Raw genomic sequence first — 18,784 nt, forward strand, 5'->3', positions numbered from 1 at the left:
TGGGCGTCCGCAGGCGCTACTTCTTGATCTTCTTGCCGGGCTTGAGCGTCACCGAGCCGTGGTGCCTGACCGTCTTGTGGCCCTTGGCGGCGACCTTCACGGAGACCGTGACCTTCAGCTTCTTCTGGGCACGGTTGGCCGCCAGCAGGAGCTTCTTGCCGGCGGGGGTGAGCTTGACCTTGGCGGTGTAGGTCCCGAGCTTGGTGTAGGTCTTGCGGAAGAGGAAGATCACGACGGGCTTGGCCTTCTTGGCCGTCGTGGCGAAGCCGTAGCCGGGGGGCGCCCCGCCGCCGACGCCCTGGCCGTTGTAGCCGGGGATGCCGGACGACGACGCGGTGCCGTAGCCGCTGTAGGTCCCCGGGTAGGCCGGGTAGGTCAGCGGGATCTGAACCGAGAAGCCGCCGTTGCGCAGCAGGCGCGCCATGTCGTCGGCGCTGATGCCGCCGAGCAGGTGCCGCTCGAGCGCGGCGTAGCCCTCCTGGCCGGGGAGCGTCGAGATCGTGATGACGTCGCCCTTGGAGGTGGTCAGCGTCTCGACCAGGCCGGGCGGCGCCGGCGTGGTCGTTGTAATGGTCGATGTCGTGCCGTCGCCGTTGGTCACCGTCGTCGTGGTGGTCTGACCGCCGCCCAGGCCACCGCCGCCACCGGGGACCGGCGTGCCGACCTCGGTGACGAAGCCGCCCGCCGCCTGCGTGGTGTTGGCCGCGCCGTTGGTGTAGGGGAACGGGCCGCCCGCCGAGCCGGCGAAGAGCACGTTGCCGTTAGGCGCCATCGCCGCGGCGTAGCCGATGTCCTGGCCGCTGCCGCCGAGGTAGGTCGAGTAGATGGTGGACTTGCCGTCGGCGGCCAGCTCGGTCAGGAACGCGTCGCTGAAGTTGCCCCCGAAGCCGGGCTGCGCGGCGTCGGACGTCGTCGGGAAGCCGGCCGTGGCCGCGCCCGTCACGTACGCGTGGCCGGCGCCATCGACGGCGATCCCCTGCCCGCGGTCGCTCCCGGTCCCTCCGAGCAGCGTCGCGTAGGTCACGCTGGTGCCGGCCGCGTTGAGCTTCAGCGCGAACGCGTCGTCGCCGCCGGGCGAGCTGGTCTGGAGCGCGCCGCTGGTCGTGGGGAAGCCCGCGGTGGTGCTGACGCCCGTCACGTAGGCGTTGCCGCTGCCGTCCACCGCGATCGCCGTGCCGGAGTCGCTGGCGGTCGGGCTGCCACCGAGGAACGTGCTGTAGATCACGGCGCCCGCGGTGGAGTACTTCTGGGCGAACGCGTTGTTGGCGTACATGTCCTTGCCCGAGAACGCGCTCTGCGCGGCGCCCGGGGTCGTGGCGATCGAGCCGAACGACAAGGACTGTGACAACCCCGTCACGTAGGTGTTGCCCGTGCCGTCGACCGCGACGCCCGCGGGCGCCGAACCCGGGATGCAGGTGTAGAACGACAGCGCGCTGCCGGCGGCGTTGAGGCGGCCGACCGCGCCGCCCTGGCTGGTGCAGCCGCCGTAGTTGGGGAGGTTGCCCGCGAACGAGACCGAGCCGTCGGACGCGAGCGCGAGACCGCGGACGCTGTCCTGACCGCTGCCGCCGATGAGCGTCGAGTAGACGAGGTGCGCCCCGGTCGGGTCCAGCTTGGCGATGTAGCCGTCGGAGTAGCTGCCGCCGTAGCTCGTCTGCAACGCGCCGCTGGTCACCGGGAAGCCGGTGGGGGCATTGGTCGTCCCCGAGATGTAGGCGTTGCCCGCGGTGTCGACGGCCAGGCCGTTGGCGTAGTCGAACCCGGATGTGCCCAGGTAGGTCGCGTAGAGGACGGCGGTGCCGCTCGGGTTGAGCTTCTCGATGACGGCGTCGGTGCTGCCGTCGCTCGCGCTGCCGGCATGGGCGGGCTGGTAGGCGCCTGGCGTCGTGGCGAGGTCGTTGCCGCTGCCGGCCGAGCCGGCGACGTAGACGTTGGACTGCCCGTCGGCGCCGACGGCGGTGATCACGGAGGCCTTGCCGCCGACGAAGCTCGACAGCGCGACCGACGGGTCGATGACCAGCGGGCGCGCGTGGTCGTAGCGCCCGAGGACGAACCCAACATGGTGGTGTCGAACGACCATCCGGCTCGCGACGGGCACGCGCCGGTGGGTGGTCGGGTCGAGCTGGAACGCGACCGGCGGCGCCATCCGCAGCGACTGCCCGCCGGCGGTCGCCACCACCCCGCCATCGGGCGTCGCGCGGACCCGCTCCGCGCCCGGCAGCGCCAACGCGATCTTCGTCGGATCGGCGTTGGCCGCGACGTGCGCGTCGTACTCCAGCGCGCCTTGCGTCCCGCGGAAGACGAGATCGATCCCCGGCCACACCGCCCGGTAGCGGATCTGCCCATAGGTCGGGATGTCGCGCAGGTGGCGTGAGGCGTCAGGCCCGATCAGGTAGTTGGCGCGCGCGGCCTGCGGCTCGGTGGCCAACGGCTCGCCGAGCCGCCCGCCGTTGGCGGCGACCATGCGGATTTGGGCGTTGCGCAGGGCGACGCGCACGTCGCCGCGGGTGAAGCCGAGCGTCGACCCGGACGCGTGCGCGACGAAGCGGATCGCCTCCGGCGCCTGGCCGCGGTTGGCCTCGAACGTCAACGGCAACGCGGCAGGCGTGACCTGCCGCGCAGGCGCGACCACACCATCTTGACCCAAGCCCGCGACGACCACCGCAGCCGCGCCGCCGCCACCGGCCAGCGCGATCACCGCGCCCAGCCGCAGCAGCCGGCCGCGCCCGCGTCCGCCCCGCCGCAGCGGCGCTCCCAGCGTTGGCTCCGTCCACGAGGCTGCGCCCACGTCCACTCCGATCCGGCACGACACATGACCGCGATCCCACGGCCGAAGACCGGCCGAGCATAAGAGCGCGATCCTTGGTGTCACCCCCTCGGGCGTCCAGGTCGAGCCGGCGGTACGCACAACCGCGTATGCGATTGCGTTGTACGCCTCAGCGCATACGACTACAGTCGCGGCGATGACCGTCCGGTGCGCGACCTGCGCTCTCACCGCCGCGCTGGTCCTGGCGCTCGCGCCCGCCATCGCCCACGCGGACGACTGGGTCACCGTCGAGTACAAGGGCACGGTCGACGAGACCTTCATCTACCAGCCGAGCGACCCCGCAGCCTGGCAGTCGACGCTGCACTTCGCCTGGGATGCGCGTGAGGTGTTTCACCTGACCGGCACCGACCAGGTGAAGTCGGAGGGCCTGCAGCTCACCATCACGGGCCAGCAGTCCTCGACCTACGCACCGCCGAACACCAATCAGAACTGCAGCTTCTCGATCGTGCCGCGCACGCCCCTCCCCCAGGGCCCGCTCTCGCCGCTGCACGCGGTGTGGCGCGGGACGGAGTCGGTCGGCGGCTCGGCGATCATGCCGATCACCGGCTCCTACGCGATGTCGACGAACCCGACGTCAACGGCGCCCAGCTGCGAGCTCCCGAAGAACGGAGGCGCGGGCGTCGTCAACCAGCTCCCCGACGCCGTGGCCGCGACCTTCGCCGAGGCGGAGGTCGCCGGCGTCGAAGCCAAGCTCGGCGGGCCGACGGTCACGCGCCGCTTCGACGCGGACGGCAAGACGCCTGACGGGCGCAACATCGCGAGCCTCCACGCGACGCTGACGCTGTCCAACAGCGCGCGCAAGCCGTCGAACAGCGGTGCAACGCCACCCAAGAGCTTCACGCCGGCGCGCAAGCAGGCCAAGCTCAACGCGCTCGACGCGCTGAAGGACACCATGCAGCGCGCGCTCTACCCCTGCGGCGTCGGAGCGGGCATCGGCACCGCGTTGACCGCCGCCGGACCGGTCGGCCTCGCGGTCGGCGGCACGATGAGCGCGCTCGGTACGCCGTTGTGCTTGTCCTACTTGAAGGCAATCAAGGCCGAGGCCGACACCGTCGCCGATCCACCCAAGCCCGGCTACCGCACCGCGGCGAAGATCAAGCCCGTCCGCGCACCCGCCGCCAAGCTCCCCGCGTGTCCGGCTTCCGCTGGGGCCGGCTCGCCCGGCGCGGTCTGTGCCGCGCTCCAGCCAGCCGGTCAGAAGCTGTTGCGCGCGACCCGCGCCACCGAGGTCGCCGCGATCGCGATCGACACGACGATCAGCCGCGAAACCGCCGCGCTCAAGGCCGGCAACCGCAAGGCGACCGCGCTCCAAGACCGGACCTTGACCACGCTCGGGCGCAGCTTCGCCGCCCGCCGCCGCGCGGAGGAGGCAGCCGCCAAGCGCGTGGCCTTGATCCTCCGCGGGGCCGGCCTCAACGTCACGCTCGACCCGACCACGGCGGCCGGCGCGCTGACCGCGCTGCAAAATCGCCTAGTCGCCGCCCGGCTGCCGGCCGCCAAGCTGACCACCGCCCTCGGCGCGGCCCCGCAGGTCACGGCGTTCGACCTGCTGACGGCGCTCGAGGGCTGAGGCGCCGCTGCACCGCTTAGCTGATAGCCGAAAATTATCCTTATAAGGGTACTTCAAGCCGGATATAATCGGCTGATGACGCGAGAGCGTACCCGTTCTCCTTACGCCACAGAAGCTGCACAGCTCCTTGGCGCGCAGATCAGCGTCGCACGCCGCGAGCGCCGTTGGTCACAGCGCGACCTCGCAGAGCGAGCGGGCATCACCACCGACACGCTCAGCAAGATCGAGCGTGGGAATCTCGGCGTAGCGGTCGGCACGGTCTTCGAAGTTGCCGCATTGGTCGGTGTACCGCTCTTCTACGAGGACCGCTCCCGTCTCACGCTAGATCTCGATCGCACCCGAGCCCGCAGCGCGCTGCTGCCGCAGGCAGTCCGCAAGCCGCGCCGCGAGGTAGACGATGACTTCTGACGCTCCCGATGGCGCCTTTGTCTGGACCTGGCTGCCCGGAGCTTCCGAGCCAGTCGTCGCAGGCCGCCTTACCACCGTCGGCGACATCGTTGAGTTCAACTACGGCCGCAGCTACCTGAATCGTGAGCAGGCGATCCCGCTTTACCTGCCCGAGCTTCCTCTGCGCCCGGGAGTCATCGCACCAGCGGACGGGCTGCGCATCGCTGGCTGCATCGATGACGCCGGACCGGACGCGTGGGGACAGCGCGTCATCATGCAGCACCTCCTAGGCGCCGGAGCGGGCGGCGCTGACCCTGGCGCACTGCACGCGCTCACGTACTTGCTCGAGTCTGGCTCAGATCGCATCGGCGCCCTGGATTTCCAAGCCAGCGCCGACACGTACATCGCTCGCGGCGAGGACAGCGCGCCGTTAGACGAGTTGGTCGCAGCGGCCGACCTCGTCGACACAGGCATGCCGCTGTCACCCGCCCTCGATCAGGCACTGCTGCACGGAAGCTCGGTCGGCGGCGCGCGTCCCAAAGCGCTCATCGACGATGACGGACGCAAGCTGATCGCGAAGTTCTCTTCGTCGACCGATACCTACTCGATCGTCCAAGGCGAGTTCGTCGCCATGGAGCTCGCAGGCCGGGCGGGTCTCGAGGTCGCGGGTGTGCGGCTCACACAGGCGATGGGCAAGGATGTCCTGCTCGTCGAGCGCTTTGACCGCATACCGCACACCACGCAACGTCGCGCGATGGTCTCCGCGCTAACGATCCTCCAACTCGACGAGATGTTGGCCCGCTACGCGAGCTATGCCGATCTCGCCCAGCAAATCCGTGAGCGCTTTGCGAATGCGAAGGCCGCGCTGCACGAGCTGTTCGCACGGATCACCTTCAACATCCTCGTCGGCAACACCGACGATCACGCACGCAACCACGCCGCGTTCTGGGACGGAGAGGTGCTCAGCCTCACCCCCGCCTACGACATATGCCCGCAAGCCAGGGCCGGAGGCGAAGCGTCGCAGGCGATGATGATCAGACCCGACGGCTACCGGCTGAGCCAGCTCTCCGGTTGCGTCGCCGGCGCCAGCACCTACCTCCTCAGCGACGCCGAAGCCCGGGCGATCATCGACCACCAGATCGACATCATCCGCGCCGAATGGAACGACGTGTGCGACCTCGCACGGTTGTCGAGTGTCGCGCGCCAATACTTCTGGCGCCGTCAATTTCTCAACCCATACGCCTTGCAGGGGTACCCCAACGCGATCGCATGATCGCTGCCGGCCACCGACGCAACGCCAGCCTTCGCGCCGCTCTTCGCCTAGAAATGACAACGCCGCCCAAGCGGGCGGCGTGTGTGATCCGACGAAACTACGGGAGCGACGGGACATGGTTCCGGAGTTCCTACACCGGGCGACATCGAGATCAGGTTCTAGGGGGCGGCGAGATGTACCAGATGCCGCCGGAGGACTTGTACGCCTACGCGCAGGTGGAGATGGGCCGGCGGATTCGTCGGGCGCGCAAGGCGCTGGGGTGGACGCAAGAGGAGCTTGGCGACGCGAGCGGGATCGACCAGACGCGGATCAGCGTGTTCGAGCGCGGCCGCAAGAGCATGCACTTGCGGACCTTCCTCAAACTCGCGAACGCGCTCGACGTCGATCCGAGCGAGTTAGTCCGCGGCCTCAGGCTGCCGAGGGGCGGCGACCCGAGAGAGGTCGCGATGGTGCGCGAGCAGCAGCGCTACGAGGCCGAAGTCGAGGCAACGATGACCGAGGCCAACGAGCGACTAGACGCAGCACGAGCCGGCCACCACCGTCGTATCGCCGAGATTGCCGGCTAGCCAGGTTAGGCACGGCTCTGGCTACTACCTGGAGCCTACGAGGAGGAGCGATCCCGCCTGGCCTCCCTGCCTAGCTCTCTTCTGCCCCCTGCCCGTCACCCTGACTTGCACCGGGCTCCGGGGAGTCCGTGTCGCGCCGAATAGCCCAGATCATCGCTGCCAAGCCGGTAGCGGCTCCAGCAATCCCTGCTACCGGGTAGCCAGCGATGATGGCGCCACCCATCAATGCCTCGTAACCAAGTCCTAGGGCGAGAGAAATCAAATGGCCACGACGTTGCCCTTCGTAGAACTTGGGCATGGCCGCTTCGTCGATTGCAGCGAGGCGATCCTCGATCTCATGTCGATGCGCCTGCTCGCGCTCCCCGCCCGCAAGCAGCCGCTCCGGGGCATCGGGAATCAACTCGCGGTACCGCTCAAGATCTTCCGGCGACGGGAGCTGACTGACGTAACGCGTCTGCAACACGTCGAGCCGACGGTGATCGTTGGGCGCCGCCCTACCTCGTTCAGGGAGTACGCTGCCTTCGACGTACTCGGGCTCGACGTCAGGAGCCCGCTCGGGCTGCCTCTCAGGTGTGTTATCGGGAGGTGACAACCCGTTCGACGCGCCGGACGTCGTTGCGAGCTCGCTGCACGTCTGACCGTCTGGCCGCGTTGTCGCTCAGCGTCGAGCCAACCACCTTGCGCAATCGGACAGGCGCCGTCTGATAATAACCGCCCCGCAGCACGCCTCGCAGCCCGTCGCGGAATCCCGCGTCGTAAGCGTTCTGGTAGCTGCTTGACCGATTCTTCATCGTGCTGTCCAGAGTAGTCGACCGGGACCGCCACCGCTGCACGCCCGTGCTCATGCGCGACATTACACAACGCAGGAACTCAGCGGGCCGGGAAGGTCGGGTACGCGACCAGCGCATCAGACGCGCCAACTGTTCCCGATCGCAGCAGAGTCTGCGTCGCTCGCTCGAAACGTTCATGCCCCATTCACGTCTAGGGCATAACGTCTGATTACGACGGTCGGTGTTTTCCAGACCAGAGCCAGGTGGCACAACCTGAACCTCTGGCCGTGGTGCCCCTCGCAAGAGCGTGTGATCGTGTAGAGAGCGCTTGAGCGCTCAACCTTGAAAACCGGCGGCGACTCGACGAATGACCGAAAACCGTGGAAATCCGTGCCATGTTGGGTGAGATACGTCACCCAAATCTTGCATGCGCGCATGCGGTGCTTCAAGATGCCAATCGGCAGGCCGATGTAACCGGGGGTATCCGGCCGCTGGTGCTCGGTTGCCATCTCAACAACGATGGGTGGTCTCATGCAGAACCTCGCTGAGCAGAGCAAGCAGGAACCGCTCCCGCGTGCTCCCCAGCAGGAGCCTGCGTCGCCGTCCTACACCCCCGCTGATGCTGCGCGGGACACGTTTTCCCAGCGTTCTGGCGCCGCGAACTTGGTGCCGGCTGGTAGCTCGCAACGGGCGGCGACACATCAATCCCGCTAAATAGCGCGAAGCGGCAAGCTCGCTGGTCCAGCTTCCCCCGAGGGCGCCCTTCAGGCGCCCTCGGTCGTTCACTGATCCTCTAGAGGGCGCCTTCGGCCGCTCCGCCGCGCGGTCTCACCTCGAGCTGCGTTCGCGAGACCCAATCGACACCGGTCTGCTGGACCGAGATCACGTTGATTGGACCGCCGCAGTAAGACCAGCCGCCCGGAACCGCGCTCGTCCCGTCGCTAAAGCGCTGCATGTCGATCGTGGTGCGAACGAGAAAGGTCGCCAAATCGACCGCATCCTGCACCGTGATCGGATAATTCACGTGATACGTGATCTTGGCGAGTTCCTCGACGACCTCTTCGGCGAGTGCGATCTCAGCGCGTGCTACAGCTTCCCAGTCGACTCCGCGTAGCAGTCGATAGACCACGTCGGTAACGCCACGAAAGGCCAGCCCGGTGTTGTCGGAGGTGTTCAGGTCCGTCTCTGTGCGCGTGCCATCAGGAATGAGGACCTCGCAGATATGTCCCACACCGACGTCGTCGTAGCCGGCGATGAGGAAGCCGAGCTTGCCGATCTCGTCTGACTGGATAGGGTCGCCGGCGTCTTCCCGCGCAGTGGAGTACCGATCATCGAAGTAGTTCCCCAGGCGGTCTGCGAAGGTATGTACCGGCAGCGGGCCGTCTTCGCCATTCGCCTCTCCGTCGACGGTCGCCTCAAACTCGGCCATCACGCCAGCGATCGTCTGATCTCCGATAAAGGCGACCCCGAACGTAGCGACCGCGTAGCCGCCGCACACGTCGAAGACCTTCTCGGCGTTATCGGTGGCGATGCGGGGATGCTCGATGCCTTGGTGGTCGGGACGCATCACCGTGGTTCGGCTGTCCGCAGCCAGGATGATTCCATCAGGCGCAGAAACGCCAACTACGATCGTCATGGTCTTGCTTGTCGCCTTCCGTGCGCCATCCAGAGGTCATCCGTCAAGAACCCGGCCCCGACCGGTCAATCAGAACTTTAAGAAGAGTACCGGCAGCGCCAGCTATCGACATACCGTTCCGTATAGCTTGGGGGTGAACGGAGCGGAGCGAAATTCTTCGTTCACCGTCGTCGTGTCGGATACGTACCGACGCGACCACGCCACGCCACGCCACGCCAGCGGACTATTTGCCATCGGGTTCCCGGATCTCCAGGGCTCGAAGAAGACACCGTGGAGGGTCCCGAGAGAGGCCCCGAACGCGGACCGACCTGCGGAACAGGACGAAACGAAGGACTACGCGACGCGTCAGGCGTCGTCTGCGTCGCGCAACCCAGCGGCCAAGCCGCGCAGTTCATCGGTGACCTCACCCGCCGCGACCGCGCAGCGGAGAAGGATCGCCTCGCGAATGAACTGCCCCTGCGTCTGACCGACCGAGGCAGCGGCGCGCCGCATGAGGTCGTCGATGTCGTTGGGCAGGTTGACGGAGGTCTTGCGCACGGAGCGCGGAGCCTACGGCGTCGTGCCGACCGCTTGGGTACGTAGGGTATCTACGGTAGGATGAGTGACGTAAAGCGCCCCGGCGCGGCTGGAACCGCCCGGGGCATGGCCCAAAGGAGAGCTAGCTCCAATGGACGGAATGGACCCTACTCGGCAAGGTGCCGCGGTCCCCGAGCACCTTCGACTGGTAATCGGCGCGGCGGCTGAGCTTGAACTGGAATTGGCCTCGGAAGGCCTCTGGCCGGATGACGTCAACGAGCGGGCGGCGCGTCGCGACGCGATCGCCGCCGCGGTGCGGACGATCGATGCGTGGAACGCGAGCGCCTGCACGGCGACCGAGATCGCTCGACTCGCCCGTCGCGCGGCAGAGGAGCAGCAGGCCGACGACTGGCCGAGAACGCTTGCCGAAGCCGACGACCTCATCGCCCGCGCGGGCCTCGCCCGCGACTTGCTGCTCGTCAGCGACACGCTCGACGCGCGTCCGGAGGAAGACCAAGCGCGCCCGCCGCGCTGAGCGGCCCGAGAAGTAGGCATATATGAAGATGTCGGCGAAATTGCCGGGGCCAGATGGGCGGGATTTGCGGCCGATTCGTTGTGATTGGCCAATTCGCGATGCGACCCGCATCCCGACCCCCAAGCCGACCCGCATCCCGACCCGCACGGCGACCTTCTTGCGGCGTCCGCCATCGAACCGGCTTGTCTCACAGATCGGCGGTTCGTGGCGGAATAGGAGGTATGGAGCACTCCACCTCACGTTTCCGGTCGCGCCCACGGCAGCGTCGTGCGCCGACCTACAACAACGCGACGCGGCCGAGATCCGGTCCGTGTCCCCCACCGATGGCGCCCGAGCATGAGGCGTTCGTCGAGTGGTTCGTTGGCTATTGGCGTCAACGCGGCAAACGTGATTCCGCTGCACCGCGACGACGCTGACGCGAAGGCGCGGCGGCGAGCCGTCGCGTACGTGCGCGAGTCGACCGAGGAGCAGGGCAAGGGGTTCTCGCCAGACGGGCAGCGGCAGGCGATCGCCCGTTACGCCGAAGACCACGGGCTCGATCTCGTAGATGAATACCTCGACTTCGAGACCGGTCGTGCCGCTGACAAGCGCCCGGGCTTTCAGCGGCTTATCGAGGACGCGATGGCCGGCCAGTTCGAGGCGGTCCTGGTCTTCCACACGTCCCGCTTTGCGCGCAACACGATCGAGGCCAAGCGCTACAAGAAGCTGCTGCGATCCGAGCTGGGTGTCGAGGTCATCTCGGTCACGCAGCCGCTGGGCGCCGACGTCGACGACCCGGCCGCGTTCCTGGCCGAGTCGGTCCACGAGATCTTCGACGAGTACTACTCCGTCTCACTGTCGTTCTGGACGAAGATGGGCCTGCGCGAGAAGGCGCGCCAGGGACTCGTCACCGGCAGCTTGCCCTGGGGCTACGTCAAGGGCGAGGACGGCATCGCCACGCCCGACGTCGAGCGCGCGCCAATCGTCCATGCGCTGTTCACCATCTACGCCACCGGGCGGTACTCCTTCCGCGACCTGGCGGAATGGCTGAACGAGCGGGGACACCGGACGACGCGCGGGAACCTGTTCGGCGCCGACACCGTCCGTGAGATGCTCGGCAACCTCGCCTATTGCGGCTACGTCACGGCGCGCCGGAGCACCAGCCGGGACATCCGAGGCCAGCACGAAGCGATCGTCCCCGAGGATCTGTTCGAGCAGTGCGCCGACCTCCGCCGTCAACGCCTGACGACGAAGAACCCGGGACGACCATCGCCGCACTACCTCCTGCGCAAGATCGTCCGCTGTGAGCGCTGCGGCGGCCGGATGCACGGACAGCTCAGCGGCAAGGCGAAGATGCCTCGGTACTACTGCTCCAACCGCGCCAAGCGCCACACGTGCGATCAGCCGCTCGCCCACGCCGACAAGGTCGAGGAGCAGGTCGCCGAGTTCGTCGCGACCTTCAGGCCGACCGCGGCGATGCGCGACCTGATCCTCGACCGGCTCGCCGCTCCCGACCAGCACGACGACGGAGAGACCCAGCGCCGGAGAGGGCAGCTCACCGAGCGCCGGAAGCGACTCCGCGACCTCTTCGAGATGGGCGACCTGGACCGCCCGACCTACGTCAGCAAGCGCGACGCGATCGACGCCGAGCTGGACAGCCTCTCCCCCGGACCAACCCCCGACATCGACGGCGCCCGCGCCGTCCTGGAGGACTTCACGATGTTCTGGAAGACCGTGACCGACCCCGAGCCGCGCCGCGAACTGCTGGTCCAGCTCTTCGAGCGCGTCTGGATCGACGGACAGCGCGTGGTGGCGATCAAGCCCACCGCGGCGTTCGCGCCGCTCTTCGCGACACCGACCCCAGAAAGCACAACGCCGCCCAAGAAGGGCGGCGGTGTAGGAACTACGGGAGCGACGGGACTCGAACCCGCGACCTCCGGCGTGACAGGCCGGCGCTCTAACCAACTGAGCTACGCCCCCGAGTAGGTCGGGAGGAGAATTATGGCAGGCCGCGCGAGGGTGTGGTGGGACGGTGTTCGGGGCGGACTGGCTGGTTGGCCAATCAACCGGTATTTTCTCGTTCCATGGGTCGTGTCGTGGGGCCGCCGCCGCTAGGAACGGACAATCCGATCAGGAGGATTGCTGCGGATGTGCGGATGGAGCGTGCCGCTTCGGTGCCGTTTCCGGCGGGGGACACGAACTTCTCGATGGCGCGGACGTTCGCGTTCATGCGGGATCCGCTGACGCTCCTGCTCGACGCCTACGAGCGGTATGGCCCGGTCTTCACGCAGCGCGTGTTCCACGCGAACATCGTCTTCGTCCTCGGGCCGGAGGCTAACCACCACCTGTTGGTCTCCAACGCCAAGAACTACTCGTGGCGGAATGGCGCCTACGGGGACCTCAGCCCGCTGCTCGGGGACGGGATGCTCGCCATCGACGGCGCCTTCCACCGCCTCCAGCGCAAGGCGATGCTGCCGATGTTCCACCGCGAGCGGATCGCCAAGTCAATGCTCTTGATGGAGCAGGAGGTCGACGCCGCGCTCGACACCTGGGAGGACGGCACGACCGTCGACCTCTACGACTGGACGCGCGAGCTCGCACTGCGGATCGCGATGCGCGCGCTGTTCGGGATCGACCCCGACGCCGCCCGCGGGCGCGCAGACGCCGCGCAGGAGTTCGAGAACGCGCTGAGCTTCTGGTCCAAGGACTACATCTTCCAGCTCATGCGCGGCCCGGGCACGCCGTGGTCGAAGATGCGCACGGCGGCCAAGCGGCTCGACACCATCATCTACGCGGAGCTCACCCGGCGGCGCGCGACCGGGGACTACGGCGACGACCTGCTCGGCCTGCTGCTCGCCACCCAAGACGGCGACAGCCTCGAGCTCAAGGACCGTCACATCCGCGACGAGGTGATGACGCTCCTCTTCGCCGGCCACGACACGACGACCTCGACGGTCACCTTCCTCTTCTACGAGCTGTCGCGCCACCCGGCCTACACCAACTCGCCGGACTTCAGCCTCAGCGCCGCGCTCGACGAGACGCTGCGCATGTACCCGCCCGCGTGGATCGGCCCGCGCCGCTCGATCGAGGACGACACGATCGCGGGGGTCCCGGTCCCGGGCGGCATCCCGGTCAACTACACGTCCTGGGTCTCGCACCACCTGCCGGACGTGTGGGACGACCCGTTCTCGTTCAAGCCGGAGCGCTTCGTCGGCGAGGCGAGAGAGCGCATTCCGAAGGGCGCCTACGTCCCCTTCGGCGGCGGCTCGCGCACCTGCATCGGCATGCGCTTTGGCCAGGCCGAGATCGCCGTCATCGCCACCAAGATCCTCAGCCGCTTCCGCCTCGACGTCAAGCCCGGCTACAACCTCAGCGTCCGCCAGATGCCGACGATCGGTCCCCGCGACGGGCTGCCGGTCACGGTCCGCGCCGCGCCGCCCGCCGCCAACCTCGGCGACGGGCCCCTGGCGCAGGAGCCGCTGGCGGCCTGAGCCGCCAGCGCCCGGCCGCCCGCCTCTCGCTACTTCCTCTTCTTGGTGGCCTTCTTCACGGTCACCGTCAGCACCTTGGAGCCGTCCCCGCGCGAGCGGAAGTTCCCCTGCCACTGGGCGACGAACTGGTTGACGCCGCGGACGACATCCCACGAGGACGTGAACGACCCGTTCGCGCTCGCGGTCACCGTCTGCGACGTCCAGCGGGTCGCGCCCGGGCGCCGATAGCTGACCGTGATCCGCTCGTTGCCGGACGCCGGCGACAGCTTGCCCGTCACCACGATGTGCGCCGGCTTCGGGTAGCTCGTCTTCGGCGCCTTGATCGTCAGCCCGCTCTCGCCGCCCGCGTCGCCGCCGGTCGTCGAGAACAGCAGCGCCTGCTGCCCGCCGAGCAGGTAGTCGGTCCCGCCGCCCGCGGCGACGCCGTCGTTCGGGATCACCTGGGACTCCACGAACTGCGGGTGCCACGTCGCGCCGCCGTCGTTGGTGCGCAGCAGGAACCCGGTCGGCGTGCTGACGTCGCCGAACGTCGAGATCACCAGGTAGCCGCTCTTGGCGCTGGAGAACGACAGCCCGCGGGCGGCGTTCGTGCCCACGCCGACAAGCTCCGTCCAGGTCCGAGCGCCGTTCGTCGTCCGCCACACACGCCCGTAGACGTCCAGCAGGTAGCCCGTGCGCGCGTCCACGAAGTCGGCCTTGCGGATCCCCAAGCGGTTCACCTTCGCCTTCTTCCCGCGGACCTTCACGTACTTGCCCGGCTTGAGCAGCTTCTTCCACGTCTTGCCACCGTCGACCGAGGCGACCAGGTCCTGCGCGCCCCAGGCGACGATCGAGGACCCTGCACGGTCGACGCCGCTCAGCGGCGTGCGTGCCACGTCACCGCGCACCGCCGAGAACGACCCGCCGCTGTCGGTCGACCGCCGCACGCCCGTCGGCCCGATGACCATCACAACGCTGGCCGACGGCGCGTACACCGCGGCCGGGCGCGCGGTCGTGCCCGTATCGAGCGTCTTCCACGACTGCCCGCTGTCGTTGGTGTTGAACAACCCGCCGGAGACGTCAAGCGCGTAGCCGTCCTGAACCGACGGGAACGACACGTCAAGCACGTCCTGCGACGTCGCCACGTTGCCGCGCGTCCACGACTTGCCACCGTCGATCGTGCGGCCGAGCGTGCCGTCCGGCCCCGGCGCGAACGCCGAGCCCGCGACGCGCCCCGCGCGCACCTTCGTGAACTGCCCGAGCAGCCGCCCGCCGACCGGGACGAAGTTCCCGCCCGCGTCGTCGGAGGCCGCCGTCGACCCCTGCTGGCCGGCCGCGACCAGCCGCGACGGCGTCGCGAACGCCGCCGCGAACAGCGGATCGGTCGAGGGCGTCGGGAAGGCGAAGCTGGCGCCGCCGTCCTTGGTCACGATCACGCGCGTGCCGGCCTTGGTCGTGATCACGCACGTCTTGTCGTCGGCGCACTGCACGCCGGTCAGGTCCTGCGGACCGGGGCCGCCGACGTCCTGCGGCTTCCAGGTCGCGCCGCCGTCCGTCGTCTTAAGGAACAACGACTGATCGCCGACGGCGTAGCCGACCGTCGCGCTGACGAACGTGATCGCGCGCACCGCGCGGTTGGTCTCGCTGATCGGCTTCCAGGAGTTCGCGCCGTCGGTCGTCCCGTAGATCTTGCCGTCGGTCGTCGCGACGAAGCCCGTGTTCTCGCCCGTGAAGGCGGCGTCGGTCGGCACCGCCGCACCGCCCGCCGTCTTGGTCCCCGGCACCGCGATCTTCGCTGCGAAGCGCGTCCCGCCGTCGGTGGTCTGGAAGACCTGGCCCGAGGACTGGAAGATGTAGCCCAAGTTCTGGTTGAGGAACGCGAGCGCCGCCAGCGTCGAATCGGTCGGGCAGTCGGACTCGACGTTCGTGAACGCGATCCGCGTGAACGTCTTGCCGCCGTCGACCGACCGCCGCGCCACGCAGCCGCCGCCGGCGAACAGCGTGTTGGCGTCGAGCACCTGCAGCTCGGTCAGGTTGGAGAACGTGCCGGCGGGCAGGCCGGACCAGGTCGCGCCGCCGTCGTTGGTCTGAAGCAGCGTGCCGAAGTCGCCGACCGCGTAGCCGGTCGCCCCTCCGAACGCCATCGCCCGCAACGTGTTGCCCTGCGGGAGCGGGTTGCCCCACGACCAGCCGGAAGATCCGACCTGGACGTTGCCCGACGCGCCAACTGGCAGCGCGGCGGCAACCAGCCCGCACGCCACCAGGGCCTTGATGGTTCTCGTCTTCGCGCTCATGTGCCGCCGGAACGAGCGCTGCGCAGAGAAGTTACGCGCACGTCAGCTCTCAAGTCGGACCATCGAGGCGCCGACCTCTTGCCAGAGTCCCCGATGCCCCCGCACCGCGCCCCCACGACCGACGCCGACTGGTCCGGCCTGCTCGGCGCCGCCGCCGACGCGACGACCGAAGGCCTGGTGGTCATCGACGCGACCGCGACGATCCGCGCTTCCAACCGCGCCGCGCGCGTGATCGCCGGCCCGCACGTCCCGGGCTTCGACGACCTCGGCGGCCGCGCGATCGCCACCGGCCAGCCGGTCCGCGACGAGCAGCTGCTGTTGCGCCGAGACGCCGGCGACCAGTGGCTGCGGGCCAACGCCGTCCCGCTCTTCGCCCAGGACGCGACCGAGCCCTATGGCGCGGTCATCTCGTTCACCGACGTCACCGCCTTCGTCGAGGCCAACGCCCAGCTCGAGGCGCGCGAGCGCGAGCTGGCGCTGCTGGCCACCCACGCCGGCGACCTGATCGCCCGCCACGACCCGACCGGCCGGATCGTCTACGCGGCCGGCGGCGCTGAGGCGCTGCTCGGCTTCCCGGCCCGCCACCTGATCGGCTTCTGGGCGGCGGACGTCTGCCACCCGGACGACGCGCCCGCACTGCGCGCCGCCCACGAGCAGGCCGCCCAAGGCGTCGCCTGCACCGTCCAGTACCGCATCACCAACCTCCGCGACGGCCGCGAGATGTGGTTGGAGTCGACCGTCTCGCCGGTCATGGACACCGAGGGTCGTTTCGTCGAGGCCGTCACCACGACGCGCGACATCACCGCCCGCAAGACCGACGAGCAGCGATTGGTCGAAGCGCAAGAGCGCGCTCGCGCCCAGCAGGATCAGCTCGAAGAAGCGCAGGCGATGGCCCAGCTCGGCAGCTGGTCGCTGAACACGCACACCGCCGAGCACACATGGACGCCCGCGATGTACCGGTTGCTCGGGGTGCTGGAGGACGACGGCATCCCGGTCGGCGCCTACGCGGAGCTGATCCACCCCGAGGACCGCGACGCCGTGCGCGCCGCGTTTGCCCGCGCGGCGACCGAGGGCGAGCCGTTCGACATCATCTACCGCCTGATCCGCCCCGACGGCGCCGAGCGGGTCATGCACGGCCGTAGCGCACAGCCCGAGCGCGACGCCGACGGCGCGGTCGTCCGCGTCTGGGGCACGACGCAGGACATCACCGAACGCCACGCGCTGGAGTCGCTGCGCGACGAGGCCGAGGCCCGCTTCCGCGCCGCGTTCGAGCACGCGCCGATCGGCGTCTGCGTGCTGAACCTGCGCCTGCCCGACCCGGGCCAATGGGTCACGGTCAACCCGGCGCTGGCCAAGATGCTCGGGTACACGCAGGAGGAGCTGCTCGGCAAGCGCGTCGGCCAGACCCTGCACCCCGACGAGGCCCCGATGACGCGCGCACGGCTGACATCGCTGATGCGCGGCGCCGAGGAGCGGGTCACGGCCGAGTGCCGGATGGTCGGCGCCGACGGGCAGATCGTGTGGACGCTCGTGACGGTCGCCGCCGTCCCGGACCCGGAGGGACGCCCCGCCTACGCGATCGGCCAGATCCTCGACATCACCGAGCGCAAGCGCTTCGAGGGCCAGTTGCAGTACCTCGCCGACCACGACGCGCTGACCGGCCTGTTCAACCGGCGACGCTTCGAGGAAGAGCTGGACCGCACGCTGGCCGAGGCCGAGCGCTACGACCGCCGCGGCGCGATCCTCGTGCTCGACCTCGACGGCTTCAAGTTCGTCAACGACACGCTCGGGCATCCGGTCGGCGACGAGCTGATCGCGCGCCTGGCCGGGACGCTGCGCGCCGAGCTGCGCGAGTCCGACGTGATCGCGCGGCTGGGCGGCGACGAGTTCGGCGTGATCCTGCCCCAGGCCACCGATGAGGAGTCCGGCGCGGTCGCGACCAAGCTGCTGCGGGCGGTCGCGCGCGACGGCGTGGTCGCCGACTCGTCGCGGTCGGCGCGGGTGACCGCATCGATCGGCATGGCCGCGTTTGACGGCGCCGATGGGCTCTCGCCCGAGGAGCTGATGGTCGAGGCCGACATCGCGATGTACGACGCCAAGGAGGCGGGCCGCAACCAGGCCGCGCGCTCCGAGCGCGACACCGCTGGGCCGGGCCGCCACGTCTCGCGGCTGTCGTGGCTGGAGCGGATCCGCCAGGCGCTGGCCGAGGACCGCTTCGAGCTGCACGCGCAGCCGATCGTGGCGCTGGGCGCCCACGACGACGCCGACGACGCGCTGCCCGCCTTCGAGCTGCTGCTGCGGATGCGGTCGGACTCCGGCGAGCTGGTCCCGCCCGCGACGTTCCTGCCGATCGCCGAGCGCTTTGACCTGATCGGCGCGATCGACCGCTGGGTCGTGGCGCGCGCGGTCGCGCTGGTGCGCGCGCACGACGTCACGTTGTCGGTGAACTTGAGTGGCCGGACGATGGGCGACGCGGACTTCGCCGGCTGGCTGAAGGAGCTGCTGACCACCACGCCGGTCCCGCCGCAGCGGTTGATCGTGGAGATCACCGAGACGGCGGCGATCGTCAACCTGGACCGCGCCCGCGCCCTGGGCGACACGCTGCGCCGCCTGGGCTGCCGCCTGGCGCTCGACGACTTCGGCGCCGGCTTCGCCTCGTTCGCCTACCTGAAGCACTTGCACTTCGACGTCCTTAAGATCGACGGTGAGTTCGTCCGCGGACTGCGCGACAACCCGACCGACCGCCTCGTCGTCGAGGCCGTCGTGCAGATCGCCCGCGGCCTCGGGACGCCCTCGCTGGCCGAGTTCGTCGGCGACTCCGACACGCTGGACACCGTGCGCGCGCTGGGCGTCGACTACGCGCAGGGGTTTCACCTCGGCAAGCCGATCCCGGTGCAAGACGCGCTGCGCGAGGCCGCCAAGCCGGTCCCTGCGGGAAACTCCTAGCCCGATCGGGCACTT

General features: G+C 69.1%; 11 protein-coding genes, 1 tRNA gene and 1 pseudogene. 7 read left to right on the forward strand and 6 right to left on the reverse strand.

Going from position 1 to position 18,784, the window contains the following annotated elements; genetic code table 11:
* Nucleotides 1-16: 16 nt before the first annotated feature.
* The gene (locus tag ACT01A_RS13780; RefSeq protein ID WP_445147662.1) at nucleotides 17-2,788 is read right to left on the reverse strand and encodes a DUF7948 domain-containing protein; all 2,772 of its coding nucleotides are present in this window, start codon (nucleotides 2,786-2,788) and stop codon (nucleotides 17-19) included.
* A 175-nt stretch (nucleotides 2,789-2,963) separates the two neighbouring features.
* On the opposite strand from ACT01A_RS13780, the gene ACT01A_RS13785 reads away from it, so the two are divergent.
* The 4 genes from ACT01A_RS13785 to ACT01A_RS13800 all read left to right on the forward strand — a co-directional run bounded on the left by ACT01A_RS13785 (nucleotide 2,964) and on the right by ACT01A_RS13800 (nucleotide 6,623).
* Nucleotides 2,964-4,397: a hypothetical protein gene (locus ACT01A_RS13785; RefSeq protein WP_445147663.1), complete on the forward strand. Its 1,434-nt coding sequence runs from the start codon at nucleotides 2,964-2,966 to the stop codon at nucleotides 4,395-4,397.
* A gap of 75 nt (nucleotides 4,398-4,472) precedes the next feature.
* Nucleotides 4,473-4,805 (forward strand): helix-turn-helix domain-containing protein, encoded by a 333-nt coding sequence (locus ACT01A_RS13790; RefSeq protein ID WP_445147664.1) that lies wholly within the window; start codon nucleotides 4,473-4,475, stop codon nucleotides 4,803-4,805.
* On the forward strand, nucleotides 4,795-6,057 hold the full coding sequence (locus ACT01A_RS13795) for a type II toxin-antitoxin system HipA family toxin (protein ID WP_445147665.1): 1,263 nt from the start codon (nucleotides 4,795-4,797) through the stop codon (nucleotides 6,055-6,057). Before ACT01A_RS13790 ends, ACT01A_RS13795 begins: the two co-directional genes overlap by 11 nt.
* Nucleotides 6,058-6,230: 173 nt before the next feature.
* Nucleotides 6,231-6,623, forward strand: a complete 393-nt coding sequence (locus ACT01A_RS13800; RefSeq protein ID WP_445147666.1) for a helix-turn-helix domain-containing protein — start codon at nucleotides 6,231-6,233, stop codon at nucleotides 6,621-6,623.
* A 70-nt stretch (nucleotides 6,624-6,693) separates the two neighbouring features.
* On the opposite strand, the gene ACT01A_RS13805 is transcribed toward ACT01A_RS13800, so the two are convergent.
* From ACT01A_RS13805 to ACT01A_RS13815, 3 genes are all read right to left on the reverse strand, one after another.
* Nucleotides 6,694-7,086 (reverse strand): DUF2335 domain-containing protein, encoded by a 393-nt coding sequence (locus ACT01A_RS13805; protein WP_445147667.1) that lies wholly within the window; start codon nucleotides 7,084-7,086, stop codon nucleotides 6,694-6,696.
* A gap of 1,100 nt (nucleotides 7,087-8,186) precedes the next feature.
* A complete protein-coding gene (locus tag ACT01A_RS13810; protein WP_445147668.1) occupies nucleotides 8,187-9,029 on the reverse strand; it encodes a hypothetical protein in 843 nt (280 codons plus the stop codon).
* Between the two features lie 345 nt (nucleotides 9,030-9,374).
* Complete coding sequence (locus ACT01A_RS13815; protein ID WP_445147669.1) at nucleotides 9,375-9,566, reverse strand: hypothetical protein; 192 nt, start codon at nucleotides 9,564-9,566, stop codon at nucleotides 9,375-9,377.
* An 850-nt stretch (nucleotides 9,567-10,416) separates the two neighbouring features.
* On the opposite strand from ACT01A_RS13815, the pseudogene ACT01A_RS13820 reads away from it, so the two are divergent.
* Nucleotides 10,417-11,451, forward strand: a pseudogene (locus ACT01A_RS13820) (recombinase family protein); the annotation flags it as partial.
* A gap of 514 nt (nucleotides 11,452-11,965) precedes the next feature.
* Here ACT01A_RS13820 and ACT01A_RS13825 read toward each other — a convergent pair.
* Nucleotides 11,966-12,039: transfer RNA gene (locus ACT01A_RS13825), tRNA-Asp, on the reverse strand.
* Between the two features lie 176 nt (nucleotides 12,040-12,215).
* Here ACT01A_RS13825 and ACT01A_RS13830 point away from each other — a divergent pair.
* The gene (locus ACT01A_RS13830; protein WP_445147670.1) at nucleotides 12,216-13,550 is read left to right on the forward strand and encodes a cytochrome P450; all 1,335 of its coding nucleotides are present in this window, start codon (nucleotides 12,216-12,218) and stop codon (nucleotides 13,548-13,550) included.
* Between the two features lie 29 nt (nucleotides 13,551-13,579).
* On the opposite strand, the gene ACT01A_RS13835 is transcribed toward ACT01A_RS13830, so the two are convergent.
* Nucleotides 13,580-15,823, reverse strand: coding sequence for a WD40/YVTN/BNR-like repeat-containing protein (locus tag ACT01A_RS13835; RefSeq protein ID WP_445147671.1), 2,244 nt, complete (start codon nucleotides 15,821-15,823; stop codon nucleotides 13,580-13,582).
* A gap of 93 nt (nucleotides 15,824-15,916) precedes the next feature.
* On the opposite strand from ACT01A_RS13835, the gene ACT01A_RS13840 reads away from it, so the two are divergent.
* The gene (locus ACT01A_RS13840; protein WP_445147672.1) at nucleotides 15,917-18,769 is read left to right on the forward strand and encodes an EAL domain-containing protein; all 2,853 of its coding nucleotides are present in this window, start codon (nucleotides 15,917-15,919) and stop codon (nucleotides 18,767-18,769) included.
* Nucleotides 18,770-18,784: the final 15 nt, after the last annotated feature.

Source organism: Baekduia sp. Peel2402 (genome assembly GCF_052567285.1).